The organism is Sellimonas intestinalis (assembly GCF_001280875.1).
GTDB classification, from domain to species: domain Bacteria; phylum Bacillota; class Clostridia; order Lachnospirales; family Lachnospiraceae; genus Sellimonas; species Sellimonas intestinalis.
Genome location: NZ_LGAJ01000004.1, coordinates 154928 through 165511, shown reverse-complemented (window position 1 = coordinate 165511; position 10584 = coordinate 154928). Strand labels below are relative to the sequence as shown.

The 10584-nt window shown below is 45.4% G+C and carries 10 protein-coding genes; all 10 read right to left on the bottom strand.

Translation table 11 applies throughout. The annotated features are described in order from the left end of the window. Window positions 1–104: 104 nt before the first annotated feature. The 10 genes from loaP to AOA56_RS05785 all read right to left on the bottom strand — a co-directional run bounded on the left by loaP (window position 105) and on the right by AOA56_RS05785 (window position 10410). Window positions 105–611, bottom strand: coding sequence for an antiterminator LoaP (gene loaP / locus AOA56_RS05830; protein ID WP_024732304.1), 507 nt, complete (start codon window positions 609–611; stop codon window positions 105–107). A gap of 270 nt (window positions 612–881) precedes the next feature. Then, on the bottom strand, window positions 882–2768 hold the full coding sequence (locus AOA56_RS05825; RefSeq protein WP_117493576.1) for a polysaccharide biosynthesis protein: 1887 nt from the start codon (window positions 2766–2768) through the stop codon (window positions 882–884). Between the two features lie 32 nt (window positions 2769–2800). After that, entirely contained in the window at window positions 2801–4288 is a 1488-nt protein-coding gene (locus tag AOA56_RS05820) for an LCP family protein (protein ID WP_082349876.1), read from the bottom strand. 20 nt (window positions 4289–4308) lie between these two features. Continuing rightward, window positions 4309–5103, bottom strand: coding sequence for an immunoglobulin-like domain-containing protein (locus tag AOA56_RS05815; protein WP_024732301.1), 795 nt, complete (start codon window positions 5101–5103; stop codon window positions 4309–4311). A gap of 20 nt (window positions 5104–5123) precedes the next feature. Further along, window positions 5124–5816 carry a polysaccharide biosynthesis tyrosine autokinase gene (locus tag AOA56_RS05810; protein ID WP_024732300.1) on the bottom strand — a complete coding sequence of 231 codons (693 nt, stop codon included), beginning with the start codon at window positions 5814–5816 and terminating at the stop codon, window positions 5124–5126. An 18-nt stretch (window positions 5817–5834) separates the two neighbouring features. Further along, entirely contained in the window at window positions 5835–6611 is a 777-nt protein-coding gene (locus AOA56_RS05805) for a YveK family protein (RefSeq protein ID WP_024732299.1), read from the bottom strand. Window positions 6612–6642: 31 nt separating this feature from the next. Further along, window positions 6643–7377, bottom strand: a complete 735-nt coding sequence (locus tag AOA56_RS05800; RefSeq protein ID WP_024732298.1) for a CpsB/CapC family capsule biosynthesis tyrosine phosphatase — start codon at window positions 7375–7377, stop codon at window positions 6643–6645. A 159-nt stretch (window positions 7378–7536) separates the two neighbouring features. Continuing rightward, window positions 7537–8202 carry a (d)CMP kinase gene (cmk, locus tag AOA56_RS05795; RefSeq protein WP_024732297.1) on the bottom strand — a complete coding sequence of 222 codons (666 nt, stop codon included), beginning with the start codon at window positions 8200–8202 and terminating at the stop codon, window positions 7537–7539. Between the two features lie 47 nt (window positions 8203–8249). Beyond that, window positions 8250–9485, bottom strand: coding sequence for a BaiN/RdsA family NAD(P)/FAD-dependent oxidoreductase (locus tag AOA56_RS05790; RefSeq protein ID WP_024732296.1), 1236 nt, complete (start codon window positions 9483–9485; stop codon window positions 8250–8252). A 10-nt stretch (window positions 9486–9495) separates the two neighbouring features. Continuing rightward, on the bottom strand, window positions 9496–10410 hold the full coding sequence (locus tag AOA56_RS05785) for a MurR/RpiR family transcriptional regulator (RefSeq protein WP_024732295.1): 915 nt from the start codon (window positions 10408–10410) through the stop codon (window positions 9496–9498). Window positions 10411–10584: the final 174 nt, after the last annotated feature.

Sequence of the window (10584 nt, the reverse complement as noted above, 5' to 3'; positions counted from 1 at the left end):
AATATCCGGTGGCGAAAATGGGATATTTTTTCTCTTCGTCATCTTCCCTCACTCCTTTTCCTGCACTAAAAAAAGCCTGGAATATTCCAAGCTTCCTTTTTCTATTATCTTTTTTCTACGATCTCAAGGCCGGCCTGTGTCTCCAGGATTCTTCCGAACATCGGAATCTCCAGGGAGGCTTTGCGTTTGTGCCGGTCGATTTTGCGAATCATGGCCTCCCGCCCTTTCAGCGGACCGTCTGTGATATGGACACAGCCGTTTTCCAAAATTCCTGTCGACATTTCGACCACCTGCCGTTCTTTTCCAAACGCGGTCAGGAAATCTACCTCTTCTTTCTTGAGCGGAATGACCTCTCTTCCTGTTCCGATCAGTTTGGTAAGTCCGATAATGCTTTTCAATTCGAGATAGAGTGATTCTACCTCATCGGTAATCATAAAGACGTATCCCGGAAACAGGATTTTCCGTTCCAGGTGCCATTCTCCTTTGTACTTCTTCATTGCTTCATAGTAAGGGACAAAGCAACGCTTTAAGATCCCGTGATCGATCTTTTTTTCACATTGTGTGATGATCTCTTTCTCGGTACCGGTGCGTACCTGTACTACATACCACATAGAAGTCCTCTTTCTTCAAATGTGGCTTTGCCGGATAAAATCCAAAGAGCTTGTAACGGAAAAGTCTGATTGTATGAAAAAAAGCATACTCTTTTTACTTTCCAAATCCCTGAAAAGTAAAAAGGGTATGCTTCGCCATTTCACCTGGAAAAATTCCAGATGAAGCACGATATACAATAATGACCACTTTCCCATTCAAACGCGACAAAGCGACGATTTGATTTGGTTCAGATATTTTATGTCCGTTAGACTTTTTCCTTTAGATAGATATTAATCTTCTTTTTTATATCGATACGTTGTTACAATCTCAGACACACGCTCTTTTACGTCTGTCACTTCTTTGTAACATGCATCTTTCAGTTCTGCGAGCTGCATGAGGAATCTGTCGTCATCCATATCAATCGGTTCCCCGATAAAAATAAGATTGTTATCTGTTTTATGCAGTCCTTCCTCTGCCATCAGAAGCTCTTCGTAGAGCTTCTCCCCAGGTCGTAAGCCCGTGAATTTGATTTCAATATCCACTCCCGGTTTGAGTCCGGAAAGTTTAATTAAATTCGTGGCAAGATCCAGAATCTTGACCGGTTCTCCCATATCCAGAACGAAGATTTCTCCTCCTTCCGCATAGGAACCTGCCGTCAGCACCAGGGATACTGCCTCCGGAATTGTCATAAAGTACCGGATAATATCCGGATGTGTGACAGTGACCGGTCCGCCCTCCGCAATCTGTCTTTTGAACAACGGAATAACGCTTCCGTTGCTTCCGAGTACATTCCCGAAACGTACCGCCGCAAAGGTCGTGCCTTTGGAATGGCGAGACATCATCTGAATCACCATCTCGCACATCCGCTTGCTGGCTCCCATGATGTTTGTCGGGTTGACAGCTTTATCCGTAGAAATCAAGACAAATTTCTCTGCACCGTATTCATTGGCAAATCTTGCCGTATTATAGGTACCAAATACATTGTTCTTGATTGCCTCATTTGGGCTTGTCTCCATAAGAGGAACATGTTTATGCGCCGCCGCATGGAAAATAAGCTGTGGATGGTAAGTGGAAAATACTTTTTCCAGACATCCGGTATCTCTCACCGAGCCGATCAATGCCACCAGATTCATGGAAGGGTATTTTCTGCGAAGCTCCTGTTCAATATCGTAGGCATTATTTTCATAAATATCAAAGATAATGAGCTGTTTCGCTCCATAGGCCGCAATCTGCCTGCAAAGTTCGCTTCCAATAGAACCGCCTCCTCCCGTGACAAGTACGATCTTGTCTTTGACATAGGCTGAAATCTCCGCAAGATCCATACGGATGCTTTCACGTCCGAGAAGCTCTTCGATTTCAACCGGGCGGATAGAACTTACCTTCACTTCACCGTTGACAAGCTGATATACCGCCGGTACAATCTGCATCTCGCATCCCGTCTCTTTACAAATCTCCAAGATCTTCTTCTTCTCGGAAGCAGAAATAGTCGGAATCGCAAAGATAATCTTCTGTATCTGGTATTTTTTTACCATTTGGGGAATATCTTCTCTTGTTCCAACAATCGGAATTCCATCGATGTAACGGTTCTTTTTGTTTTTATTGTCATCGATGATGCAGCAGATTTTTGTGTGCATCTTATCACCGCTTTTGTTAAACTCGCTTATAATCGCACGCCCTGCTTCGCCTGCCCCGATGATCATTGTATTCTTGATCTCTCTGGATACCGATGCCGCTGTTGTACGGATCTTCAGCATCCGGAAGATCCGGTAGGAAAACCGGATACCCGTGATCAGGATATACTGCAGGATTCCACCCATCACATAATAGGAAATCGGCATTCTCTGGAATACGACGGTTGTCCCTACGATATGGAGTGCCATGGAAATGGCACACACAATGCTCGTCCGGGAAAGTTCATCAAAACTCGCAAACCGCCACATACTCCGATACAGTTTAAAGGCAAACATCAGGATCAATGTGCAGGCCGTATGGATTGGAATGTATTTCACCCATGTAGTGAGATAGTCATACGGTATATCAGAAAACCGGAAATCGAATCTGAGCCACAGAGCCAGTCCGTAGGACACATTCATCACGATAATGTCATAGATAAACAGTAAGATGGAAATCCGTACCCAGTGATAAAGAAATAACTTATCCGTCATCCATTTTCTCATAGCACTTTACTCCTCATTCTTTTCCACAGTCATCACTGTGTAATTTTTTCTCCACCTAAGATGCGGTTGATCTTGCTGGAAATGCTGCTTACAGAAACCTCGTTTGGATTCATAACATAGAGCATCTGGCTTCCGGATGAATAACAGGTGTTGGAATCTCCTGTTCCAATAGCATTGTCTGTGAGAATACTCCAGCTTCCTCCTGAGTTCAGCTGCATCTGAATCAGCTTGGAAAGCTGATCCATGGATACGTTGGTCTCCACGCAGTCGTCCAGTTCTTTTACAATATCCATCGCCTTTGTCAGCATGGACGGATCAAGCATCTTATTGATAATGGCTGTAATCACAGCCTCCTGGTTCTTTCCACGCTGGTTGTCACCGGATGCAAAGCTGTGACGCTCTCTTGAAAATGCAAGCGCCTGCTTTCCGTTCAGGTGGTTGACTCCCTTCTGGAATGAATATCCCTGTGCTTCGAAAGCATACTCGGAATTCACATCGATTCCTCCCAGTGTATCTACAATTTCAATCAGCGAAGTAAAATTAACTCTCGCATAATAATTAATATCCGTATTATAAAGCTGTTCCAGCGTCGCCATGGAAACATCTACTCCATAGATTCCCGCATGTGTCAGCTTATCTCTCTGATTTCCGGAAACGCCCGGTAAGAGCACGTAGTAGTCACGCGGCGTAGTTGTCAGAAGTACCTGACGTGTCTTCGGATTGACCGTCGCAATGATATTGACATCGCTTCGGCTGTTCGTGGAAATCGGTCCATACACGTCGATTCCACTGATATAGACATTAAATGGTTCCGTCACACTCTGATCCACCTTCTCCAGTTTCGTATCGATTCCATATTGGTAGAGAATCCGGATCTGGTCTTCATATCCTTCAATATCATCCGCAATCAGACTGTTAAATGCCTCATTATAGATTGCAGCCTCAATTCTTCCATCCAGAAGGGCCTGTGCTTCCTCCTGAATTGTAGTAAATTCTTTTACATTTGGCTCCTGACCGATCAATGTCGTCAGTTTCGTAAGCATTTTTTCATTATTTGTCCTGTCTGCCGCCGTCTGGACTCCAAAAATATAATTCTCCGTATCCAGAATTGACTGAGCGCTGTCCTCTTTCTTTACGACTACAATCATATTGTCGGTCTTATACTCAGCTCCCCCCAGATTACTGATTGCCTTGTGCATATTCATAAAGTAATAGGTTCCAAACGCCAATGCGGCGCTGATCAGAATACTCAGTATCACTCCGATAAGATTTACTTTACTTCTGGCAAACTGAAGTCCGAATGTCAGTGCAAACAGCACGAACAGGACCGCAGCACCTGTTGCCAGATATTTCATCGGAATCATTCCACTGTTAAATAAAATTCCCACAAAAATCACGGAAATCAGAAGCTGTATAACCGCTAGGACCTTCCCCAGGGTATGTTTTCCCCGTTTCTCATCGTAATACTGATGAGAGCCTCGGTGTCTTCTCCGCTCTCTTTGTTCCCTTCTCTGCGGCATTTCTATTCACCCCTTTTTACCTACTGTACCGTCAATGTAAACTCTTCAATATTTGACGTATTATTGTTGGTATCCATCACATAGTAACGGATCGTATATGTACCTGGGACAGAAGTATTATACTGTCCATCCGCATGAATCCGTCTGGAAAGAACCGATACGTCATCCTGGTCATCCACAACCTGATCAATCACAGAAAGAATGTCAAACGTCTCTCCCACTTTGATTGTCCTTGCAGATTCTGTCAGACGGATCGCCGGGTTGACACCGTTTGGCTTAAGCTCACCTTCATTGGTATTCTCCGCGTCCGTTTTATCCTTTGAAGTATCTTCTTTCGTATCTTCTGTATTCGCAGTATCAGAAGCGGTATCTTCCTTTTTTGCTTCCTCTTGTTTCTGCTCCTCGCTCTTTGCCTCAGACTGGTCTGAATTGCTGTCCTCGTTGTCTGCTGTCTGACCTGCATCCTGTCCGCTTTCTCCCGTGCTTTCATAATCGATCACTCGGGTCTTGATGCCGACATTATTGCTCTTATCAATCACAGCATAGCGGACAATCGCTCTTGTCCCATCGCTTACCGCAGTAATGCTGTCGACAAAGATTTGATCCGTCACATCCCCGTCTCTGTTATCTTTGGCAGTGACGCCATCCAGAAGCTCCGCATAGTCGTCGCCGTCTCTGTAAGTAATTTCTTTATCCTTATCTTCGATCGTGATGACCGGTGCTTTTTTATCCTCTGCCATGGTAAGAATCGCAGACACGGCAAAAAGGGCCGCGCACCCGACTACCAGAGCAAAGGTCAATAGCCTTTGTCTCATCTTACGCTCTCCTATTTTGATTATTTATCGCTTCCGTAATGTCCGTAGTATTTACCATAGTATTTGCCGTAATACTTATTCTGTTTCATAGATACCTTGTTGAGCACCACGCCAAGGATATTACATCCGGTCTTTGCGAGCTGGTCTTTTACAGAACGCGCAAACTTATAGCTGATCGTGTTGGCAGAGATGACAAGGATTGCCGCATCGCAGACAGCCGATACGATGGCACTGTCGATCACACTTCCAAGCGGAGGAGTGTCGATAATAATATAATCATAGATGTTTCTTGCCTCTTTTAAAAGCGCCGCAAACTTTTTGCTTCCCAGAAGCTCCGCCGGATTTGGCGGTACCGGGCCTGCAAAAATAACAAACAGTCCCTTTTCATTCGTCTTGCATAAAATCTCAGAAAGATCCCCCTGTCCAGAAAGGAAATGAGTCAGCCCCTTCATTTCACCTGAAATCTTATAACGTCCGGTCAAAACGGACTTTCTTAAATCCGCGTCAATAAAAAGTACTTTCTTTCCCGCTTCAGCAAGAGAATATGCCGTTGACAAAGATACGGTACTCTTTCCTTCACTCGGTGTGCAGCTTGTGACCGCAATAATTTTGTTCTCCTCTCCGGAAAATTCAATATTTGTACGCAGTTGCTTGTAGGATTCATTGATCCGATAATCCTGCATACTCTTTAAGTTCAATGCGATTTCTTTCATCTTCAGACCTCCCAAACCTTACTTTTTCGCAGTCTTTTTCTGGAAATTGCGGGCTGAGAGCCCTTTTACACGTTTTTTGTTCTTTGCGCTTGTTCCATCGTATACCGGAATGGACGCAAGTACGTTCAGACCAAGATAAGTCTCTACATCTTCCGGGGTCTTCACAGTATCATCAAGCATAAAGACCAGAATAATGATACCTGCCGCAATCAGGATTCCAAGGATTGCTCCGATGAGCGTATTTTTCATTACGCTCGGGCTACTTGGGTGATCCGGCAGATTGGCGTTTTCTACTGCCTGTACAGAATCTACATCCATGATCGCTTTGATCTGGATACTGACTGCCTGACGTACCGCGTCCGCAATGTCTCTTGCCTGCTTCGGCTGCGGATCTTCCACATTGATGGACATGACACGGGTGTCTGTCGGTGTGGTAACGGTAATTTTCTTAGCCAGTTCTTCTGTTTCCATATCGAGATTCAAAACGGAAATGACTTCCTCCAACACCGGGCGGCTCTTAACCAACTCCGCATAATCCTTCGTCAACTGGGTTCCGGTCTGCAGGTCGTTGTATGTCACGCTTCCTGTATCCGATGTCTTATTCAGCACATAAAATTTGGTCGTCGACGTGTAAATCGGTGTGAGAAACAGCTTTGTTCCGACGAATGCCAACAGTCCCAACAGGATTCCTGCCAGGATAATCATGTGAGCCTTGCTCCATAATGTCATAAACAATTCGGTGAGATCAATCGTAATCTCATCATTTTCTTTCACATTCTGGTTTGTCCCTTCCATAAACACTATACCTTCCTAAATTCATTCTCGTTTAGTACTCGTCGATCTCTTCATTTCGAAGCACTTTCTTGGCGTTCTGGCCAAAGATCTGATCTGCGTACTCTTCTCCGCAGCGCTTTACCACTTCCTTGTATGCTTCCTGCATCTTCGGCGTACGCCGCTCGGAGCCATGGGCGTCTGTCCCTACAAGCTGTACCAGATGCGCTTTTAATACTTCTCTTAAAAATTTCTTTACGCTTCTTCCATAGCTTCCGGTAATGCTGCCCGTGTTCACCTGAAGATAAGCTCCCATTTCCCGTAAATATTCTACATTAGAAATATCTTTTCTCAGGCAATTATAACGCTCAATATGAGCAATGATGACCGTATGACCGCTCATCTGAAGCTTTCTCACTGCATTGAGGATATACTGGAACTCATCACCCGGTGAAAACTCCACCAGAATATATCTGGATTTCCGGATGCTGACTACCCTTCCTTCCTTTAAAAGCTCGGGCACATCTTCCCCATAGTAGATCTCCATTCCCAGACAGATCTGCATTTTGGGATGCACCTCTTTGGCAAGCTTTCTCGTCAGAAGTAACTGCTTTTTGATCAGTTCGATATCATTTTTCCCTCTCTGCTTGTGATAATGAGGGGTTGCCACCATGATCTGAATCCCCTCGTCCCATGCCTTTTGAAGCATGGCTTTGGTCTCTTCCGGAGTCTGGGAACCATCGTCCACCCCCGGAAGAATGTGACAGTGAATATCTACAAACTGGTTCATCTATCCTACTCCAATCTTTTTATGCGATTGCTCTTCGCTCTTCACTTATTATAAGTTACTGACTTTTCTCCTTCAAGCACAAGTTGCAATCGTCTCTGTCTTTCTACTCTCTTCGTTCCGAAGTGTGACGGCAACTCCTCCTTCCCGGTTTTGGTCTGTTTATTCTGATTCCCGGCAGAACGATTCTATTGTCTCCACAACCTCTTCAATCGTCATATCCGAGCTGTCAACAAGTCTCGCGTCCTCTGCCTGACATAATGGGGAGATGTCTCTTGTCATATCTCTTCTGTCTCGTTCTTCAATATCCGATGCGATCTTTTCGTAGTCGCAGGATTCTCCCTTTTCCAACAATTCATTGTACCTTCGTCTTGCTCTTGTGTCAACACTTGCGGTCAGGAAGATTTTGAGATCCGCATCCGGAAGAACGCTTGTTCCGATATCTCTTCCATCCATAACCACGTTCTCTTTCTCAGCAAGATCCCTCTGTAATTCCAGAAGTTTGGCTCTTACTACCGCAATCCCGGAACTTCTGGACGCCATATTCCCAACTGCCTCTTCCCGCAGATGGCATGTGACATTGACATGATTTACATAGATCTGTTGAATTCCATTTTCATAGGCAATGTCAATGCTTACATCATTGCATGCCTTGGCAATGGCTGCTTCCTCCTGCGGCTGAATCCCTCTGCTCAGAAAATAGTAGGCAAGTCCCCGGTACATTGCTCCCGTGTCTACATAGACAAACCCCTTCTTCTTTGCAAGGAGCTTTGCTATCGTGCTTTTTCCGGCGCCTGCCGGTCCGTCAATCGCTATCTGATACCCCATGAAAGTAAACCTCCGATATTTGTATTTATTCTCAGGATCTCCCCTGATTATTCGGTAAATGCGCAAGAGCCCGCCGCATTTCCGGTGGACCAGGCAATCTGAAGATTAAATCCTCCTGTCGTTGCGTCCAGATCCAGCACTTCTCCCGCAAAATACAGATTCCCTACCAGTTTGGACTCCATCGTTGCCGGATTCATCTCCCGCACAGCAACACCGCCTTGGGTAATGATAGCTTCGTTAAATCCCCTGAGCCCTGTGATAGTAATCTCCATGCCTTTTAATAAAGCGGTAAGCCTTAGCCGCTCTTCCTTTGTGATCTCGTGAATCTTCTTTTCCGGTTGGATCCGGCTAAGCTCTACCACAACTGGAATCAGTTTCGATGGAAGAAGTTTTGACAGTGTGTTTTTGAACTGCCTGTTTTGATTCTCTTCAAAATCCCGCAGGATTCTTGCGTCAAGCTGTTCCGGTGTCAGCGCCGGCTTCAGGTCGATCCGCAGCTTCAGTGTCCGCTCTTCAAGCTTTTTCCCGATAAAGGAACTGGCGCTTAATATCATTGGGCCGCTCACACCATAATGGGTAAACAGCATCTCACCAAAATCCTCGTAGAGTATCTTCCTCCCATCCAGGATCGTGATAGCCGTATTCCGAAGGGAAAGCCCCTGAAGGTCTTTTACAAACGCCTCTTTCGTCTCCAACGGCACCAGTGCCGGCCGGATCGCCGTCACACTATGACCCAGCTCTCTCGCGAACCGATAGCCGTCTCCATCTGAGCCTGTCGTCTGGTAGGAATTACCGCCGGTAGCTATGATGCAGGCATCCGCCTCCACCTTCGTACCATCCGCGAGATACAGTGCCGAAAACCTGCCGTCCTTTTCCACAATCCGGCGAACCGCCGTATGCAGACGTACCCGGACTCCAAGTCGCTTCATCTCTTCACTCAACACCCGGATCACATCCGATGAATGATCCGATTCCGGAAATACCCGGCCTCCTCGCTCTGTCTTCATTCTGAGGCCGATTCCCCGAAAAAAGTCCATCGTCTCTTCGTTCGTAAACCCATAAAAACTACTGTATAAAAATTTCTTATTTGTCACTACGGCTTCAAGAAGCTCTTCCATCTCGCAGGAATTCGTCAGATTACATCTGCCCTTTCCGGTAATGTAGAGTTTCTTGCCTAGCTTTTCATTTTTCTCAAATACTTCTACATGATTTCCATTTCTTGCCGCGAAAATGGCTGCTATCATGCCTGCAGCTCCTCCGCCTACAACTGCTATTTTCCCCATTCGGTTCTCCTTATTCTTTATCCGGAAAGCGGATTGACATTTGATCCCTGACCGGATTCAACTCATCGTTTGAATAAATCTGGTACTCATCCCAGATCTCCTCCAATGTCACAAGAGTGTCCACAACCTCTTCCTGCTTTTTCATACAAAGTGCAACCACAAGTGCGTTGATTACACTAAGCGGCGCCACAAGAGAATCTACAACAGACGCCATATCACTGCGGGCAATCAGACTGCAGGACGAATACAGATTCATCGGAGAATGGATGCTATCCGTCAGCGTAATGATCTTTGCTTTCCGGTTATTGGCAAACTCCAGTGCCTTTAATGTCCGCATGGAATATCTAGGAAAACTAATGCCGATGATCACATCCTCCTCCGTAATCCGCACGATCTGCTCAAAAATCTCGCTGGAACTGTTTGTATCCACACTGATAACATTGTCCCGGACGAGATTCAGATAAAATCCAAGGAATCTCGCAAGAGCGGCACAGCTTCTGATCCCCACAATATAAATTTTCCTTGCGTTTAAGATCATATCCACCGCCGCTTCAAAGGAATTCTGATCAATATGCTCCATCGTCAGCTTGATCTTCTCAATATCCGACTGTAGCACACTCATCAGAATCTCTGACTGGCTTACCCTTCCGTAAGTCACCTCCATGCGTTGAATAAAATTCAGACGGTTACTCACCAGCTCCTCCAATGCTTTCTGGAACTGAGGATACCCCTTGTATCCGAGAACAACCGCAAATCTTACCACTGTAGACTCACTGACGCCGACCACTTCCCCAAGCCTGGATGCCGTCATAAAAACCGCCTTCTCATAAGAAGCACGGATATAGTCCGCGAGCCGCTTCTGACCCTTGCTCATCTTATCATACCGATCCTCAATTCTCTCCAGCAACTCATTTTTACCTGTCACAATTCATTTCCTCCAAAAGTCCACAATAGCTAGTTCAGTATACCGCTTTTTCTAATGAATTACAAGCTTTTCACAGGAGTCGACAAAAAAGAGGACAAAAAAAATTTGTAACATATCGTATTATCGTTCTGCAATTTGAAAGGGACATGTCCGGTATCCCGTAACATGTCCCTT